This is a genomic window from Luteimonas sp. GW821-FHT14E02, from assembly GCF_058803905.1.
Window position 1 is genome coordinate 24,046 of the sequence record NZ_JBXAPK010000014.1, and the last position, 16,904, is coordinate 40,949.

Sequence of the window (16,904 nt, forward strand, 5' to 3'; positions counted from 1 at the left end):
TAAGGAGTCAACAATGAAAGTGATGGGGACGAGGAGAGTCAAGACGGGAGCGTCAGGGAATGCGATCTCTGAACCCAGGCATGCAAAGCGAGGAGCCACGGTCCGGCGCATCGTTTCATTTTACTGTCTGTTGGCGCTATGCCTGATGGGATTGTCACTGATCCCGGCGACCTCAAGCGCACAGTCTGTGCCGACAGTGCGTTTCTGCAAATCCAGCGGTCAGGGTGGATGCTTTCCCTCCAAAACGGAGGCGGAAGCCAAGATGCGGGCAGATTACCCCTATGGAAAGTATTTGGAGATGAGGAGTGTCGCCGCCGTCAGTCCTTCCAATGTCTTCTACCACTACGGCGCATCGCGGCATTATGAGGCAGAGAAGACTTATACCACTGGCTACCACTTCGTCGAAACAAATCCCACTTGCACACGGGCTGGTGATCCGAATGTTCCAGCTGCATGCTCAAGCGAAGCGGAAGCAGCACAGAAACGTGCACAGGCAATTGCTGCGTCGCAATCTTGCACGGTGGCTTCGTATCAACTAGGAGGGGCGTGGCAGTCACCTTATGAAATCGTAAGGCGTTCGACGGTCCTGGCTGCGCCAGAAGAGGGGTACATCGAGTATGGGCAGCGGACGTTGACGGTTGTTCTGCAGTGCGGAACCGGGCAAAGAACAGATACCGATACGATGCTGCGGATCACGAGTTTTACCTGTCCGCAAACGCTGGCGCCTGCCACAGGCTGGTCGACCGACACCAACCCCACGGTGTTGCCTTATGTGTGCAAACCGGGTACGGGGACTCCATACATCACTGGCTCGATACAACAGACCTGTTCTGCGGCCGCAAGCGAACATCCTTGCTATCCGGCCACTGGCGACAAAGCACGTCAGGAAACAGACTTTACGTTTGCAGGCCGTCCCTTCGTCCGTTACTACCATTCTTTGAACCAGTATCGGGGCAACACGACGCTAGGTAGTGCATGGGCGCATTCCTATACCGAGCGCATGGACGGGACTTCTTATCGTTTCAGTCCTGAAGGCTATTACGAGCAGTTCACACGGATCGGTTCAAGCAGCCGTTATCGGGCGGTGAATTCCCAGGATCGTTTCCTCGACGTGTTTTCCAGCGGGGAGGTGCGTTCTCGCCTGACCGACGGCAGTGGCGAACTTCGAGAGTTTGATGAGAACGGTCGTCTGCTACGCATTCGTGATCCGAACGCACCTGACAGCGATGTCGAACTCGACTATGACACGGCCGGCCGACTCTCGCAGGTCGTCGACGTGTATGGCCGTGCACTGGCGTTCGCATATACCGGCAATGGCCTCCTGAGTACGATCACATTGCCGAACGGTAGCAAGGTGACATACACGTATGACACGGATAACAACCTAACAGCTGCCGACTATGGCAATGCTCAGCGCAAGGTCTATCACTACCACGAGGCCGGGCTATCGGATTTCACGAACTATCTGACCGGCATCACCGACGAGACGAATCAGCGCTACGCCTCGTTCGGTTACGACGCCTATGGTCGAGTGACGTCCAGTCGTCTGCATGCCAATGGCGGTTACGTCAACCAGACCACGTTGCGCTACGACACAGATGACAAGGTCACCGTCACCAGCGAGAACGGCGATACCCAGGTCTACACCATGCAGCCGGGCACCTATCATCGTGTTCTTGACGTTAAAGATAGTGCAGGGACGGGCGCTCAAACCTATGACAGCGCGGGGCGTTTGGATACTTCGACCAATGCGCGGGGTATCGTCACCAAGTATGCATATACGGATACCGCCACGACCTCGTATCTGTCCAGCCTCACCGAGGCCGTGGGGACACCGCAGGAACGCAAGACAACCTTCGAGCGTAATAACGAGAATCGTCTGACCAAACGTCAGGTGTATGGCTTGCAGAACGGCGTGCAAACGCTCAAGCGCATCGACTCGCTGGTCTACGATGCCAATGGACGGCGCACGGAGACCTGCTCGGTGGACCCGGCCGTCTCCGGTGCAAAGGATTACACCTGCGGCTCCCTGGCGAATGCGCCGGCAGGCGTCCGCCAGACCCGGATCACCTATTGCGAGCAAGCTGACATCACGGCCGGCACCTGCCCGTTGCTGGGCCAGATCATCAAGGTCGACGGGCCGCGTACGGATGTCAGCGACATCACGACGTACACCTACTACGCTAGCGACGACGCGACATGTGCGACAGCGCCGACAACCTGCCCACACCGCAAGGGCGACCTGTGGAAGGTCACCAATGCTCTCAGTCATGTCGTCGAGACATTGAAATACGACGGTGCGGGACGCCCGCTCTCGGTCAAGGACGCCAACGGCGTCATCACCGACTACGCGTATTCCCCCCGTGGCTGGTTGACCGCCAGCAAAGTACGTGGCACCAATAACAGTGTCGAGACGGACGATCAGATCACCCTGATCGAATATTGGGGCAACGGGCTCGTCCGTAAGATCACAGACCCGACCACCGCGTCCATCCGGTTCTCCTACGATGCTGCTCAGCGCCTGACGTATCTCACGGATGACGACGACAACAAGGTCAATTACGTACTCGACAGCGCCGGCAACCGGACCAAGGAGCGGGTGCTCAAGGGTCCCAACCTGGACGAAATCCGCCTGCTTGCGCGGACCTTCAACGTCCTGGGTCAACTGGAAACCCAATCCGACTCCGATCCGGCGCCGAACAAGACCAGCTTCACCTACGACGAGAATGGCAATTCGGAGACAGTGACCGATGCGCTGGCGCACCGTACTCGTCAGGGCTATGACGCGTTGGACCGCCTGACCAGCATGTTGGAAGACGAAACAGGCTTGAAGGTCGAGACAAGCTTCGAATATGACACTCTCGACAACCTGACCAAGGTCATCGATCCCCGGAAAAAAGCCTCGACCTATACTTACAACGCCTTCGGCGACGCCACCCAGGAGGTTAGCCCGGATCGCAAAACCACGACCTACACCTATGACAGCGCCGGCAACCTTATGACCAAGGTTGACGCTCGCGGCGTCAAGTGGGATTACACCTATGACGCTCTCAATCGCCTGAAGAGGATTTACACCGCGACCGGTAATCGAGAGCAACTGTGGGCCTACGATGCCTGCGGCAACTTCGGCAAGGGACGGCTGTGCTCGACCGGAATCCTAGGAACGAATGTCCTGTTCGACTATGACCGCTTCGGCAACATGACAGTGCGGCGGGATATCATCAAGGGTAAGGAAGGAGCAGGAGTTCAAAGTGACTACTCGACCAATTACACCTATGACGTAGCTGGACGGCTGACCACGATCCAGTATCCCAACGACATGAAGGTCACTTACGCCTATAACCGCGACAAGCCGACCACAATGGAGGTAACGATCGGCACGGTGAAGACTACGGTCATCAGTGGCGCCACGTACGAGCCCTTCGGCCCGGCCAACGGCTGGACCTATGGCAATGGCCTGAAGCGCCTGATCGGCTACAACAAGGACGGTCAGCCCTATGCGATTAGCACCAGTGGCACCAGTCCGCTGCAGAGCTTGACCTACCTCTTCGATGACAACAATCGCATCGATGAGATCACCAACGCCCCCTACAGCACCAACTCGCAGGATTACGACTACGACGGCCTCTCGCGCGTGCGGCAGTTCGACCTCACTGTCGATGGCACTTGGACCTACTCCTACGACAGCACGGGCAACCGGACCAAACTGGAAGTGGTCAAGAACGGCCAGACCACCCGGACGGACACTTATGCCATCGATGGCGACAACAATCGTCTGAACACGATCGGTGGCGGGCAGACTGTCGCTTTCGGCTACGACGCCGCTGGCAACACCACCAGTGCGTACGGCCTGACGCTGACCTACAACGGCTTCAACCGGCTACAGTCGGTGAGCCGGGACGGGGTGCAGGTGGCGGCGTACCAGTACAACGTGTTCAACGAGCGCACGTTCAAGACCGCGCCGCAAGGGGATTTTCGTTATGTCTACACGCCGGAGAGCCAACTGCTAAGCGAGCACCAGGACAACGGCGACGTCTGGACGAACTACCTGTGGTTCGGCGGCGAACTGGTGGGCATGGTCCGCAGCGGCCAGTTCTATTACATCCACAACGATCACCTGGGGCGGCCGGAACTTGTGACCGATGCCGCAAAGACAGTGAAGTGGCGGGGGAACAACTATCCGTTCAATCGCACCGTAGGGCTGGATGCCATCGGAGGCTTGAATGTTGGATTCCCAGGCCAGTACTACGACAAGGAGACCGGGTTCTGGTACAACGTGAACCGGTACTATGATGAGAACAAGGGTGGATACTTGCAGGTTGATCCAATTGGGCTGGCGGGTGGGATCAATCCTTACATGTACGTAAGTGGCAATCCTGTTAACTTAATTGACTCGTTGGGTTTGGCAGCTGAGGTGAATTGGTACAATGCAGCCAGAGACGTGGAGTTGTATAACGGATTCCAAGAGTATGTTTCACCACCTGGGGTATTTACAGTTGCCTCTCATGCATATGTCGAAACACTGTATCTACATGGGCCAAACAGGGAGCACATTAGTGCACAACAGCTATGGGATCAAATTAAAGATAGATTTAAGAAGGGTAAGTACAAAAAGATAGTGCTTGCTGCTTGCACTGCAGGTTACCCTGTCATAAATGGACGTTCGATTGCCAGTGATTTAGCTTTGATCTCCGGTGTGCCTGTTCAAGCGACACCTTTGTATGTTGGCGTTAAGGATGGAAAGATCATTCTTGGAAATCTCATCCCGGACACAAATCCAGCAAAAATGACTGCCAATCCTGACGCAAGTCTTGGGACTTTCAAAAAATCATGCAAAACATTCACACATCAGTGCTTCTAATCTGCTCTCTGCTTTCGCTCGCTATGCCGGTGACTTCTAAAGAGCCTCAAGTAGTACAGCTCAATTCTTGTGACGATGCTTGCAAGGCTGAAGCCGAAAAGAAAGCTCTTGCCGGAGACATAGAAGCCGCAGGAGATTTGGTGGGCATCAGCCTATACACCTCCCCATCAGAGGTGAGCTATTGGCTTCAAATCGGTGCTGAGAATGGAGATGTTGTTGCGCAAAGAAGTTATGGGTTGCGGCTCCTTCAAGAAGGCACCAGCTCGCGCGACCAAGCTCGCGGAGCATTCTGGCTGGAAAAGGCGGCAAATGCAGGATCGAAAGAAGCTAAAGAAGAGCTTGAGCGCTACCGGCGGGGTGGAGTAGAAGCTATTAATCCTGATCCTGGAAAGAAATCTCCCTGACCTGAAGAATCGGCCCGTCAATTGGCGGGCCGATTTTTTTGTGTGCTTATTGCTTCCATATCCGTGCCCGCAACGTCCGGCTCCCAAGATCCACCGCAGCCGTCGTCGGATTGAAGAACGACACCGTGACCGTGTTCGCCGCGGTGACTTCGCCAGCGAGTGTCTTACCTCTCCAGCGCGTACCCATAGACATCGATGTAGCCACCGTCAGCGGTGGTCACCGTTGCGCTGAACCGATACGTCAACTCCTGATTGGCATTGAGCGGATGATTTGGAAATGACTTCTCACTGGACGTCAGCGCCGCCCAGGCATTGCTGCCATCTGAGACGCCGGTCAGTAGTACGGCGTTGCTGAGATTGATCAGCCGCACGGTCACCTTGCGTGCGGTCACCGGCACGCACGCGGCGCATGAGACAGCGGTGATGGCCGTCTGCTTGCCATTCGTGAGAACGCGGAAGGGGGCGGCATCCTGCGTTTCCCGATAGGTCACGCCGGTCTCGTCGTGGTAGAAGTTCAAGATCTGCCCGGAGGCATTGGTGATCGCGGTGCCCACATAGCGACGCGTCGCATCTCCGGTCTTGATCCGCGCACGTCCCCGGTAGATCGCCGGCGCTGTCGTCGCGATCTCAATGTCGGGCGTCGTGCCGTTGCGATAGAGATAGACGTGATGATGCGTCGAAGCAGCCAGGTTGAGACCGGTCTTGTTGATTGCATTCGGTACGTCGAGCAGGAAACCGAGACCAGGGACGCAAGCCGCGCCACTCGTTACGCGCAGGCTGTTCGGGCCGGTGTATTCGAGATAGAGCCCGCCGATCGCAGTGGGCAGGGTCCAGAGCGTCGCGCCAGCGGCAACATCGGCAGGGGATTGGGCGGCTAGCTGCGAGAGCTTGACTTCGGCAACATCGGGCATCGAGCGTGATTCCGGGGTTAGTGGAGGATGATGGGACGCCCGTCGTCGGCGACCAGGCGCGCGCCGGATTCGGTGACGAGTAAGGCGCGATAGGCGAACGTGTGCCTGAGGCGCTGCCAGCTGGTCAGGCCATCGCGCACGGCCTCGATCTCCACGCGCACGCTCTTGCCGCCGCTGCCGGCTGGTGGTGTGTAGCTGTCGGTCGTGCCGGTGATGCCTGCCTGTGTGCGCGAGATCGCACCGTCCAGATACCAGCGCGCGGTGTAGGTCGTCCCCGGCTCGGGACCCGTACTCGCCGCATCAGTGTCGAGGACCTGGTCGGCCTGCAGGACACGGCCGCGGTGCGCCCAGGTGGCCGTCAGCAGGCCGTACAGGGCCGCCGGGTATGCCTCGCCGTTGAGACGCAGACGTGCCGGCGGGTAGGGCCGTGCGGCGCGCTGGGCCAGGATCAGGTTGTCTACGGGCGCGGCATCCAGGTCGAGCTGCGCGCCGGGGGTGCGGGTCAGCACCTTGGCGCGGACGGTCTCGCCCAGGCTGTACTCGCGTTCGTCGCTGGCCAGGTCTTCCAGCCGCCACAGACGCTCGCCCGCGACATGCGGCGCCGGCACCGTGTCCAGGCAACCGCGGCCGAGGCGCAGCGCGCCGCTGTCCCAATCGATCGTCACCACGCGTACGATCTCGCCACCCCATAGCAGCGCCTCGCCCACGGCGATGCGCTCGAGGTTGCGGGCGCTGACCAGGGTGACGGTCTGCTGCGCGGCGTTGGCCGCCTCGGCGACCTGGCCGGTCACCGCCCAATCGCCGGTGCCGCGCTCCTCGAACGCCTCACCGGGGCCGGCTGTGGCGAGGGTGTAGTTGGTGGTGGTGACCGGCGGGCGCGCGGCCAGGATGCCGAGGTAGCCGGCATCCGGCGCCAGCGCGGCCAGGTCAGCGGCGGCAAGGCTGCCGACGAGCAGGGCATAGGGCACCTCGATCAGCTGCCGGAACTCGGCCGGTCGTGGGGTGATGTCCGGAGGGGGCGGGCCGGGGATGGGCTTCACGTAGCTGGTGCTGGCCAGCGCGAAGCGATCCTGCGCGACCTGGAGGCGCGGCTTGGCCTCGAGCAGGGTGCCGAGGTCCAATTCGGCCAGCCGGCAGACCATGTCACCGATCCCTTCCTCGGGGAGTTGCAGCCGGAAGATCGACCCCGGATCGAACTGATGTCGTCTGGACTTCAACGTCAGGTTGAACTGCTTGATCGGCTTGCCGCGGGTGTCGAGATCGCGCTGGAGCAGCCGGAGCGCGAGCGCTTCGTCGGCGATCTCGGGATAGTCGACGGTGTCGGCGATGACGCGACCGGCGCTGCGCACGCCGGCGAGCAGGGTGTAGGGTGCGGTGGTGCGGTCCTGGCGCGTCTCCGGATCCCGCCAGGTTGCCGAGAGGCGATTGACCGCATCCGTGGTGCCGGTCGCCACCTCCTCGAATTCGTCCACATCGTCCTGAGTGACGATCGGCAACGAATCGAAGTCGTAGCCGGCAGTGATCGGCTGCAGGCGATAGCGGCCATCGCGCCGGTCCTGCCAATAGTTGCAACCGGCGACGAACGCAATGCGCTTGCGAAAATCCGAGACCGACTGGCTGCCGTCATAGGTCGTGCAGATCCCGAATTTCTGCTCGAAGTAGTAATCGGCCGCAGCCCGGAAGCTGGCGTCATCGATGAGGCCGCGCGGCGCGCGCATCGATCCGAGATTGACGATCGAGCGGTACAGGATGTGCGCCGGATTCATCGCCCGGACCTTGCCGTCCTGCAGCCAGATCACTGCTTTCTCGGGATACCACGGGGCGCCATCCCAGCCCATGAGCGCCTTGCGCACGCGCACGGCGACCGGCTTCAGGTACGGGTTCATCGCCCCAAACAACGTACCGGCAAACAGCAGCGTGAACTTGCCGCGGTAGGCCGGCTGCGGATTGCCCTGGCGCGAGCGCAGGTATTCGTTGGGCGCCTGATCCGGCTCGCCCATCATCACGTCGACGTTGCCCTCGACGCCGCCTTCGCCTTTCTTGCCGCCCCACAACTCCTTGGCGGCGATCCAAATGCGCTGGCTGCGCGTGACGCTACCTTTCCAGGCAGTGCGTCCACCGGCGATGATCTCGACCAGCTCGTCCACCGGAAGGCTGACGCCGAAGTGGAGGACACGCGGATACCAGTAGCCGAGCGTGGGCTTCTTGCTACTGCCCATCGGACACTCGCTTGCGTGCCTGCGCGATGATCTCGATGGCGAATGCGTCCCCGATCGCCTCGAAGGCGTCGGCCGGCAGGCCGTGCAACAGGAACTGCGTCCAGTCCAGGTTGTGGCGCGCAAACCACAGGCGCGCGCCGCTGCTGCAGAACGCCAGCGCGCGGCGGTCCGCATTGGTCACGATCAGCACAGGATTAAGACGTGTTCCTTGAGCGTGAACTGTTCAGAGTTCGATGTGCGATTGCGGATCTAGCGCACAGATTTGCGCGTTTTGAACATTTCTCTAACGAAATCACGAACCCGCAGCCGGAAGAATTTTCCACGCCTGAATAGGGGCAATGTCGTTCTTCGCGATGCACTCAAAGGAGCAAGCATGGGTACTCGATCGAGAGAAAGAGCATTGATGGATCGGCGCATGGCTTTGGGGATGGATGCGACAAGATCGCGTAAAGATGAGGAGCGTTGGCATTACAACGGCATCAGTGCAGGGCGTGAGTTTGTGAACATGGAGTCAGAACTCAGGCATTGGCGCCGCATCTATAGCGATCCGGAGGTGTTGGGAACTCTGTCGCAATCTGACGTTGAGCCAGCGATCAAGCTCGGGTTGGATGCCTTTCTGCGGACGAAAGGGCGATCGCTTCGCGACGTCGAGCAAGATCTCTCGAACTGCTACGAGCGTACTCGCGGGGATTCGCGGTTGGATTGGGTGGAGGCGCGGCCGATCGTTGAAGCGGTGATGCGCAGATTGCATCGGTAGTCCGTCCGCGACGGCTGCTACTTCTTGCCTTTTCCCTTGATCGGAATCGGATCGAGGTCCTCGAAATAGAGCATGACGATGTCGGCGATCACGACATCCCCGAACACTTCGATCATGGTCTTGCCTTCCTCGGTCACCGGGCGCTGCGTTTGCCCAGGGGAGGGTTTCGGAGGCTTGGGCTGCCGCGTGTAGCTATAGATCGCGATGACGGCATAGATGACGTAGTAGACCCAGGTATACATCTCAATTCACTGGATTGCCGTCGTAGTAATCGCGCAGCGGCATGTAGAGCGCGCCGTCATAGTTGTCGAGGTTGTCGTAGTAGTCGCAGTCCTCCGGGCTCTGATTGCAGCCGGGATAGGCGTCGAGCGAGAGGCCCGCTGCGAGGTTCAGCGCGCCCATGTCAAGCGTGATGGCATTGCCGACGTGCGTTTCGATGTTGCGCCGTTCGCCGAGGCCATCGGCGCGCTTCCACTCCACAAAGCCACCAGCCAGCCGACCCGAGGGAAGGGCGAGGAAGGCGGCGGATTGGAGGGTGACGCCATCGACTGCGTCGAGCGCCGCGGGCAGGCGATGATCGAGCGGGTTGACGTTGCACATCCCTTCGCCTTGCGAGTAGAGGACGTGGCCGCAGCCCCGCTGCCAGGCGCGCGTCAGCGTCGCAGTCTCGGCTTGTGTCGCTTCCGGTTCGCAGGAGAATTCAACGTTGGCGTCCTTCGGCACGCAGCCGACCACGCGACCGGTCCAGTCACCGAGCACATCAAGCGCGCCGGCTTCCTTGGCGAAGATCGTCAAGGCCACCGGGTCGCTCGGTGGAAACGGCCGCCAGTTCTCGACCACGGGTAGCGTCTTCGGCGCGGTGACCGTGATCGTGAGCTTGCGCGTCTCCTGGCCCTGCACGATGCGGCTGCGCACGAGGTTGGCTGGGGTGAACAGCTGGCCGCGGTAGAACAGCGGCCGGTCGGCGCTGGTGTAGCCCCAGTGCCGGGTGTCGCGCACGAAGTCGAACAGGTGGATCGCAGGCGACCCTGCACCAAAGAAGTCGGCGATATCAGCGGGCATGCTTCACCCCGCGCAGCGCCAACCCGACCGTATTGACGCCATCATCGTCCACGGTGTGCGTCCACTCGATCGTGTCGCTTGCCAGTTCCGAGAGCGCCATGAAGCTGACTTGGCGCACGCGTTCCTTTGGAATCGGATCCACGAATGGGCTATCCAGGACCAGGCGTTCGCGATCGCCGTCCAATTCGAGCGCGTCGCCGATGCGACGATAGTGAACGGCGCCGTCGATCAGTTCGATGCGGACATCCTGGCGATCGATGCGGCCGCGCTGGTGGCGGGTGTAGGCGCACCACTCGACGTCGATTGCGCCGCCGCCGAGGTCAGTGAGCAGCTTCAGGTCGGCGGTGAAACTCGGCAGCCACGCTTCGTTCAATCGTCCGTTGAAGGCATACAGCAGGCTGCGAAAACGCGTCGCGAGGAGACGTCCGCCGAGCCACCACTGGAAGCCCGATGCGCGCAGGTTCACGCCGAGACGATCGATCAGGTCGGGGATGCTCGTCTCGACATCGATGGTGTCGACGGCGCGCTCATGCGCGACGGTCGAGTCTTCCTGCTCCACCGGGCGCCATTCCAGCACCGGGGCACCGCGGTACATCGAACCCGGCCAGGCCGCCGGCCAGTCGCTGGCTTCAATCAAATCAAAATTGAGCGTGTATAGCCCGGTCTCGTCATTCCACAGTCGGCCCTGGCCGGGAGCCCCGACGTGGGCGGTGCGGCAGGGGTACAGGCGCGTGGGCAGTGGCCACGCGGATGTTAGCGGACGCTTGAGCGCCAGCTGCTGCGCCTCGACGGCCTGTACCTCGGCCACCTCGTATTGATGCAGGTCGCGGTAGAGCATGATCAGCCCGCCGGCGACGAAGTCCCGGCCGGCGGTGTCCAACGGGATGGTGGTGGTGCCGGCAGCCAGCGGCGCGCGCAGTCGCCAGCCGTCATGCCAGATGGGCAAGGCCCAGGTACGGGCGCTCCAGTCGGCCAGGACCGCATCGAGCACGCGGCGCTCGCGGCCGGCGGCTTTCACCTCGAACTCGAACGAGCGGCGTGGCGCTAGGCGCAGTGCACGCTTGTGCGATGCGCTGCGGCCACCTTCCTGCACCTCGGTCTTGAAGGCGAGCGTCTCGCGAATGCCCGTGTCCCAGTGCGGCGGCACCGGCCAGGCCACGATGCGCAGACCGCGCACCGTGACGACCGTGTCGCGCCACGCGGCCCAATCGAAGGTATAGCGGCCATCGACTACGGGCGGACCATCGACGTGGATGTCGAGCCGGAAGATCCGCGATTGCAGCGCGGCGAAGTCCAGTGGCGCTTCGGGCGAGAGATCGATGCCTTCGACGTCCTGTCCCGTGATTGCCTGCAGCTGCTGAGTCTGGAAGGTGGCGTTGAAGACGATCAGCGTGCGGCTGGTCTCGCCGACTAGCGCGCCGAGATCGAAGTCGACGGCGCTGTAGTGGATGCGGCCGTAAAAATCATCGAAGACAGTGCGGCAGAATGCGCCCTGGCGCTGCAATACCAGCATGCCGAATGGAGTTCGGTCGAGCGCACCCACCGTGCCTGCCATTTCCCGCAATGGTGCGTAGCCGCCGGTCCACGGCGCATCCGGCACCAGACGCGGGATCCGGTTCGGGTTCTCCAGTTGGAGCAGCATCAGGCGACCTTGCGAATCGCATAGCCATAGACATCGCTGTAGTCCAGCGTCGAGTTGTTCAGGTTCGGCGGCAGGCCCTTGCGGGTCAGCGGGAAGATCTTCCACGTGCCGCCGTCCGGATCCGCCACTTCTTGGCCGAAGTTGAAGGTATCGATTCGGATGAAGCGGATGTTCGGCAGGAATCCGATCGGCGAGTACTGACTGCCCGCGCGCAGGACACCGAGCTTGATCGGGCGGCCAATGCGGCGCTGATTGTGGTCGTTCAAATCCAGATCGACATGCGTCTTCAGGTAGCCGGAAGACTGGCCGTTCGCTGAAATCCCGGTGTCGCAGCGCAGATAGCTCCCGGCGCTGGATCCGCCGAAGTTGGCCCATTTGAGGCTCTCGGCATCGACCCGTACCCCACCGCTCGACGGCGAGCGGTCCACCGAGAAGAGTGCATGGTTCTGCGATTGCCAGCTGCCGCGCGTCGTGTTGCCGGTCGACCAGTTCGTGGCGTCGAAGAACGTGCCGCCGCTCCAGACCCCGGTTTTCTCGACTTCGCCGAGTGCAATCACGCGCACGAAGCCGGCGGACATCTCCACAACGGCATAGACATGCTCAGTCGGCACCTCATCAGCGAACAGGTACACCTTCGCGTAGGGACCGGCGCCGAGGTTCGCCGTGGCGGTGAAGGACGAGAAGTCGCTGCCCTGGGCGGTCGAGCCGCGCACAGTGATGTCCGCTGCATTGACATTGGCGAGCTGGACGAAGTTGCCGGACTTGCGCACGATCAGTGTCCGGTTACTGCCGACAATCGTGTTGGCGGCGATCGTCCAGCCGGCGGACTGTGCGAATGCGCCAATGCGATCGATGACCTCGGCCGGACTGCCGATGTTGGTGGCGACCTCCAGATACATCAGCCGATCTCTAGCGCACAGAATTCGTTGATCGAGGTGCGGAACGTGTTCGGAAGCGCCTCGTAGGTCTTTCCGCCATACGTAAATGTGCTTTCGGCGGCCTGGCTGTAGCCGCTGACCCGGTAGACGCCTTCCAGATGCATCAACGTCGCTTTGACCGGCGAGGCGCACATCACCAGACTCATCTCTGGCGGGTACGTGCCGTCCAGCGCATCGCGCTCGTTCGATAATCCGAGCCAGTCGTGCCAGGGCGCGATGCCGTAGCTGTTGGATTCGACGGAGTCACTAGCATCGCGGTTCGACAGATCGGCCCATGTTCCGCCCGGCAGGCACACGGCCAGGGTGTAGCGGCCGGCATTCCAGTAGGCGCGGTGCGTAGGCCCCGTGTTAGACGTGAGCATCGTCGTGGACGTACTGCATCCGCCGATCGCCATCGGATACGGATAGTCATCCGGGAACGACTGCGCCAGCCCGAACCCCGCATAGAAATGCTGGTAGATATTGCCCACGCGCACCCAGCCTTTGATCTGACGCGAGGTGCCGATCAGCCGATAGCGCATCGGGTTGGCGCTGAGCAGGATTTGTTTGCCGCCGCTGCGATTGACCTGATTGAGCAGCGATGCCCCGGCATTGAAGGTGGTCAGCCCGGTCATGCCGACATTCCAATAGCCGACGCCGGCATCGGTGTAGGCGAGCATGCCGAACTTCGGGCGCTGACCGTTCAACGCGGGCCCCTGCAGGATCAGTTCGTCACCCTGGATGAGTGGCCCGGTTGCCTTGCCGGCGAGCAAAGTCCAGGCATCAGGTTCAGGAAGCGCAAGCGCGAAGTCGCGCACCACGGCCATGAAGTTGAAATGGCCGTTGCACGTGCCGGTGGTGGTAATCATGCGAGCGCGCGGTTGATCTTGGCGGGATTGGAACTGATGACGTTCAGGGACGCGCGTTCGAAGCCGGCGTGGTTGAACACGGCCTGGGCGAGATCGTTGATGTCGAAGAGATTGATGTTGCGTAGGTTCACCGCGGTGCCACCGGGACCGGCTTGCACCAGTCCACCTTCAGCGAAGCGATACTGCGGTGCGCGCGCGATCTGCGGCGGCGCGACGGTGGTGCGTGGCAGCGCCATTCGATTGAGCGCATCCATGAAGCCAACGCCGTAATGGCGCACGGCGGCATTGCGCACGACATACTCGCCGTCCGAGCCGCGAATCAGGATGCTGTCGCTGGTGGCGGTGCCGGGGCCACGCAATAAGCCACCTTGTGCAAAACCACTGAACAGCGAGGAGGCCAGCTTGAACCAGGCGCCGAAGTTGCTGGCGCCATCGCCACCTTCGCCACCTCCAGCACTCCCCGCGCCGGCCGCGGCCAGTTGAGCGGCAGAGGCCGAGAGCGCGGTCGCTGCCGCCAGCAGAGGCGCTGCGCTGGCCGACAGCGCGAAAGCGGCGGCGCCGATCGGCGCGGCATAGGCGGTGCCGGCCGCCGCGGCTTGCGCGGGATCTGGCGAGGACACATCCGGCGTTTTGCCCTTGCCAAAGAGCGAGAGCAGCTTGTTGGTAGCCAGCGCCGCCAATTGCTGGGCGGCGAGCTGGGCCAGCGATCGGGCCACATCCTGGAGCAGCGCATTGACGGCATCGCGGATCGACAGCGTGCCGGTGGCGATGCCTTCCAGTGCGCTGGACAACCCTTGCTCGAAGCCGCGCGAGAGCGACTGCACCAGTTCGTTGGCCTGTACCTTGAGCAGGCCGACCTGCACGGCGAGATCGCGCACGCGCTCGACTGCGGTCGGATCGCCGGTGACGCGCGCCAGCGCCTCCATCTGTGGGAGCAGTGCGGAGACTTGTTCCGCCGTCTGCGCATGGAGCGTCAGCAACTCACGGCGTGCGCCCAGTTCCGTGAGCAGACCCGCGTTCTGGCGGGACTCGATCGACTGCTCCTGCCGGGACTGTTCACCGAAGAGGCGATCGATCTGGCTCTGCAACTGCTCCAGTTCCGCGCGGGCCGTCTCCGTGCGGATATGCAGGTCGATCGTGGCCACGTCCTGCGTGCGGCCGAGCTTGCGCAGATCGGCGAGCGCGGTGGTGTATTGGCGGCTCAATTCCTGTTGGCGGGCCTGCGCGTCTTCGCCGCGTGCGCGCAGCAGCGAGGTCTGCGCGTCGGCGACAAGGTCGTCTAGTTCGAGCTTGCGCTGATCGGCCTTCTTCTTCGCATCGTCGTCGTCCCTCGAAGCGTCCTTACGGGCCTTCGCCGCTTCGCGCGTGGCGCGGGTTCCAGCCTTGGCGGCATCGGCGGATGCTTTCGCCGCGGCCTGTTCGCGTACCTGCGCATCGATCAGATCGCGTGTGGCTTGGCTGAGCTGCGAGACATCCTTGACGCCGGCTGCCTGCAGCGCCTGATACTCGAGAGAAGCGCGTAGGCCCTTCTCCCGCTCGATGCGCTCGAGCTTGAGCTTCTCGTTTTGCTCGGTGAGCGTCTTGTTGAACTCGTTCGCCGCCTTGGCCGACTGTTCGGTGGTGCGCGTGCCGGTGGACTGCGCTTGGCGCAGCCGCACGACGTTGTCGAGTACCTGCTGATATTTTGTGCGAGTGGTGTCGAGCGCCGTACTGACGCGCTGGATCTCTTTATTGAGATCGTCGCCGAACAGGAACTGGCCGGCGCTGGCGCCTTCGTTGAGGTGGAAGCCACCGCCACCGGCGCGCAGGTTCTCCAGTGACTGCAATTCACGGCGCAGCTGGTCGCGCTGGGCGTCCAGGTCGCGACCAGCGCGGACGCCTGCGTCGAGATCCTGACTCTCGCGAAAGCTGTTCGCGGCCTCAATCGCGCCGCGGAACGCCGCGGTGGCGCCCTCGGCATTAGCGCGCGCCGAAGCGAAGGACGTGCCGAGCAGGGTGATCGCGGTGATGGCGATCCCAAGCGGCCCGCCGAGTAACCCGAGCACCGTATTGAAGCCGCGCACGGCAAACGACGCTGCCTGTGTCGCCGCGGCGGTACGCGTCTGCGCCGCGGCGAGCGCGGTCTCGGCAGCGGTCACCTGCGCGAGACTGTAGCCGGAAGCGGCGAGCGCACGAGCGCGCGCGACCTGAGCGACGGCGGCAGTCTCTGCCGCCTGCGCCTCGCGCAGTTCGGCCACAGCCAGCGTACGAGCCTCGATCGCCGAGCGCACCTTCGCTGTGGTTGCAGCCACGAGGCCCGACACCAAGCGTCCGGCGGCGGCGACCGCCACCACGCCCATGACATTCGAAACGGTATCGAGATTGCGTGCCAGCCCCGAGATCGCATTGGCGATGGCACTCGACGTGCCGCTGACCTGGTCGCCTTGCCCGATGAAGCGGGTGAAGGCGTTGTCCAGCTGGGTCAGGCTGCGGCCGATGGTGAGCGGCAGCTGCGCGAACTCGGCGGCGATCTTGCGCGCCTGCTCGCCGGAGAACGCCTCGCGCAGCACATCGGTTGTCAACTCGCCTTCGGAGGCCAGTGCCTTCAGTGCGCCGCGCGGCACGCCGATACTGTCGGCCAACGCCTGCATCAGGCGCGGCGACGCTTCGTTGACCGCGTTGAACTCCTCACCGCGCAGCGCGCCAGCGCCGAAGGCCTGGCTCAGCTGCAGCACGGCCGAAGCCGCTTCCGCGCCGGTGGCGCCGGAGACGGCGAGGGCTTGGTTGATCGTCTCGGTCAGCCCCAGGACTTCGCCTTGCTCGGCACCCTGGTCACGCAGGGCAGTGCTGATGCGCGCGAACAGCGTGGCCGTGGCATCGAGCGCAGTGGAGGTGCGCTGGGCGATGTCGAACACCGCGGCCTCGGCGGCGGCGAACGCCTGCTGACCGTCGGTGGCAAGGCGAATCTTGGCCGTCAGGTTGGCGTAGCCGTCTGCGGTGCGGGCGAGGCCGGTGATGATCGCCGTCGCGCCTTGGATGCCGACGAAGGCGAGCAGTTGTGCCTTAGCGACGGACAATTGACGGCCGATGGCCTCGACGCTGCCGCGTGCGCGATAGAAATTCGCGGACGCACGACGGCCGGCGGACTCAGCATCGGCGGCGAAGGCACGAGTGCGATTGCTAGCGCCTTGGAGTGCAGCGTTCAGCTGCGCCGCGTTCGCCCGAATCAGCAGGGTGATGGTGGTGTCGCGAGTGGTCACTGGTGTCAGGCAACAAAAAAGCC

The 16,904-nt window shown here is 62.3% G+C and carries 12 protein-coding genes; 3 read left to right on the plus strand and 9 right to left on the minus strand.

Annotated features, from left to right (window positions below):
- Positions 1-13 precede the first annotated feature (13 nt).
- Together AC1RNP_RS18110 and AC1RNP_RS18115 are read left to right on the plus strand one after the other, a co-directional pair.
- The gene (locus tag AC1RNP_RS18110; protein ID WP_493052690.1) at positions 14-4,861 is read left to right on the plus strand and encodes an RHS repeat-associated core domain-containing protein; all 4,848 of its coding nucleotides are present in this window, start codon (positions 14-16) and stop codon (positions 4,859-4,861) included.
- A 23-nt stretch (positions 4,862-4,884) separates the two neighbouring features.
- On the plus strand, positions 4,885-5,265 hold the full coding sequence (locus AC1RNP_RS18115; RefSeq protein WP_493052691.1) for an SEL1-like repeat protein: 381 nt from the start codon (positions 4,885-4,887) through the stop codon (positions 5,263-5,265).
- Between the two features lie 164 nt (positions 5,266-5,429).
- Here the strand turns inward: AC1RNP_RS18115 and AC1RNP_RS18120 are convergent, their stop codons facing one another.
- Genes AC1RNP_RS18120 through AC1RNP_RS18130 form a run of 3 tightly spaced genes read right to left on the minus strand, consistent with a single transcriptional unit; the run spans position 5,430 to position 8,576 of the window.
- On the minus strand, positions 5,430-6,176 hold the full coding sequence (locus tag AC1RNP_RS18120; protein ID WP_493052692.1) for a hypothetical protein: 747 nt from the start codon (positions 6,174-6,176) through the stop codon (positions 5,430-5,432).
- Between the two features lie 17 nt (positions 6,177-6,193).
- Positions 6,194-8,395, minus strand: a complete 2,202-nt coding sequence (locus AC1RNP_RS18125; RefSeq protein WP_493052693.1) for a phage tail protein — start codon at positions 8,393-8,395, stop codon at positions 6,194-6,196.
- Positions 8,385-8,576 carry a hypothetical protein gene (locus AC1RNP_RS18130; RefSeq protein WP_493052694.1) on the minus strand — a complete coding sequence of 64 codons (192 nt, stop codon included), beginning with the start codon at positions 8,574-8,576 and terminating at the stop codon, positions 8,385-8,387. Before AC1RNP_RS18130 ends, AC1RNP_RS18125 begins: the two co-directional genes overlap by 11 nt.
- Positions 8,577-8,798: 222 nt before the next feature.
- Here AC1RNP_RS18130 and AC1RNP_RS18135 point away from each other — a divergent pair, with 222 nt between their 5' ends.
- A complete protein-coding gene (locus tag AC1RNP_RS18135; protein ID WP_493052695.1) occupies positions 8,799-9,152 on the plus strand; it encodes a hypothetical protein in 354 nt (117 codons plus the stop codon).
- A gap of 17 nt (positions 9,153-9,169) precedes the next feature.
- On the opposite strand, the gene AC1RNP_RS18140 is transcribed toward AC1RNP_RS18135, so the two are convergent.
- Genes AC1RNP_RS18140 through AC1RNP_RS18165 form a run of 6 tightly spaced genes read right to left on the minus strand, consistent with a single transcriptional unit; the run spans position 9,170 to position 16,881 of the window.
- Positions 9,170-9,394 carry a hypothetical protein gene (locus AC1RNP_RS18140; RefSeq protein WP_493052696.1) on the minus strand — a complete coding sequence of 75 codons (225 nt, stop codon included), beginning with the start codon at positions 9,392-9,394 and terminating at the stop codon, positions 9,170-9,172.
- Position 9,395: 1 nt separating this feature from the next.
- A complete protein-coding gene (locus AC1RNP_RS18145; protein WP_493052697.1) occupies positions 9,396-10,214 on the minus strand; it encodes a phage BR0599 family protein in 819 nt (272 codons plus the stop codon).
- On the minus strand, positions 10,204-11,856 hold the full coding sequence (locus AC1RNP_RS18150) for a hypothetical protein (protein ID WP_493052698.1): 1,653 nt from the start codon (positions 11,854-11,856) through the stop codon (positions 10,204-10,206). Before AC1RNP_RS18150 ends, AC1RNP_RS18145 begins: the two co-directional genes overlap by 11 nt.
- Positions 11,856-12,755, minus strand: coding sequence for a hypothetical protein (locus tag AC1RNP_RS18155; protein ID WP_493052699.1), 900 nt, complete (start codon positions 12,753-12,755; stop codon positions 11,856-11,858). The genes AC1RNP_RS18150 and AC1RNP_RS18155 overlap by 1 nt, the downstream gene beginning before the upstream one ends.
- The gene (locus tag AC1RNP_RS18160; protein ID WP_493052700.1) at positions 12,755-13,642 is read right to left on the minus strand and encodes a hypothetical protein; all 888 of its coding nucleotides are present in this window, start codon (positions 13,640-13,642) and stop codon (positions 12,755-12,757) included. The genes AC1RNP_RS18155 and AC1RNP_RS18160 overlap by 1 nt, the downstream gene beginning before the upstream one ends.
- Positions 13,639-16,881 carry a tape measure protein gene (locus AC1RNP_RS18165; RefSeq protein ID WP_493052701.1) on the minus strand — a complete coding sequence of 1,081 codons (3,243 nt, stop codon included), beginning with the start codon at positions 16,879-16,881 and terminating at the stop codon, positions 13,639-13,641. The genes AC1RNP_RS18160 and AC1RNP_RS18165 overlap by 4 nt, the downstream gene beginning before the upstream one ends.
- Positions 16,882-16,904: the final 23 nt, after the last annotated feature.

Bases quoted from the DNA above. Each gene is read 5' to 3' on its own strand.
- AC1RNP_RS18155 (WP_493052699.1), bottom strand. From the start codon at position 12,755: ATGTATCTGGAGGTCGCCACCAACATCGGCAGTCCGGCCGAGGTCATC.
- AC1RNP_RS18115 (WP_493052691.1), top strand. From the start codon at position 4,885: ATGCCGGTGACTTCTAAAGAGCCTCAAGTAGTACAGCTCAATTCTTGT.
- AC1RNP_RS18145 (WP_493052697.1), bottom strand. From the start codon at position 10,214: ATGCCCGCTGATATCGCCGACTTCTTTGGTGCAGGGTCGCCTGCGATC.
- AC1RNP_RS18135 (WP_493052695.1), top strand. From the start codon at position 8,799: ATGGATCGGCGCATGGCTTTGGGGATGGATGCGACAAGATCGCGTAAA.
- AC1RNP_RS18150 (WP_493052698.1), bottom strand. From the start codon at position 11,856: ATGCTGCTCCAACTGGAGAACCCGAACCGGATCCCGCGTCTGGTGCCG.
- AC1RNP_RS18125 (WP_493052693.1), bottom strand. From the start codon at position 8,395: ATGGGCAGTAGCAAGAAGCCCACGCTCGGCTACTGGTATCCGCGTGTC.
- AC1RNP_RS18160 (WP_493052700.1), bottom strand. From the start codon at position 13,642: ATGATTACCACCACCGGCACGTGCAACGGCCATTTCAACTTCATGGCC.
- AC1RNP_RS18110 (WP_493052690.1), top strand. From the start codon at position 14: ATGAAAGTGATGGGGACGAGGAGAGTCAAGACGGGAGCGTCAGGGAAT.
- AC1RNP_RS18140 (WP_493052696.1), bottom strand. From the start codon at position 9,394: ATGTATACCTGGGTCTACTACGTCATCTATGCCGTCATCGCGATCTAT.
- AC1RNP_RS18120 (WP_493052692.1), bottom strand. From the start codon at position 6,176: ATGCCCGATGTTGCCGAAGTCAAGCTCTCGCAGCTAGCCGCCCAATCC.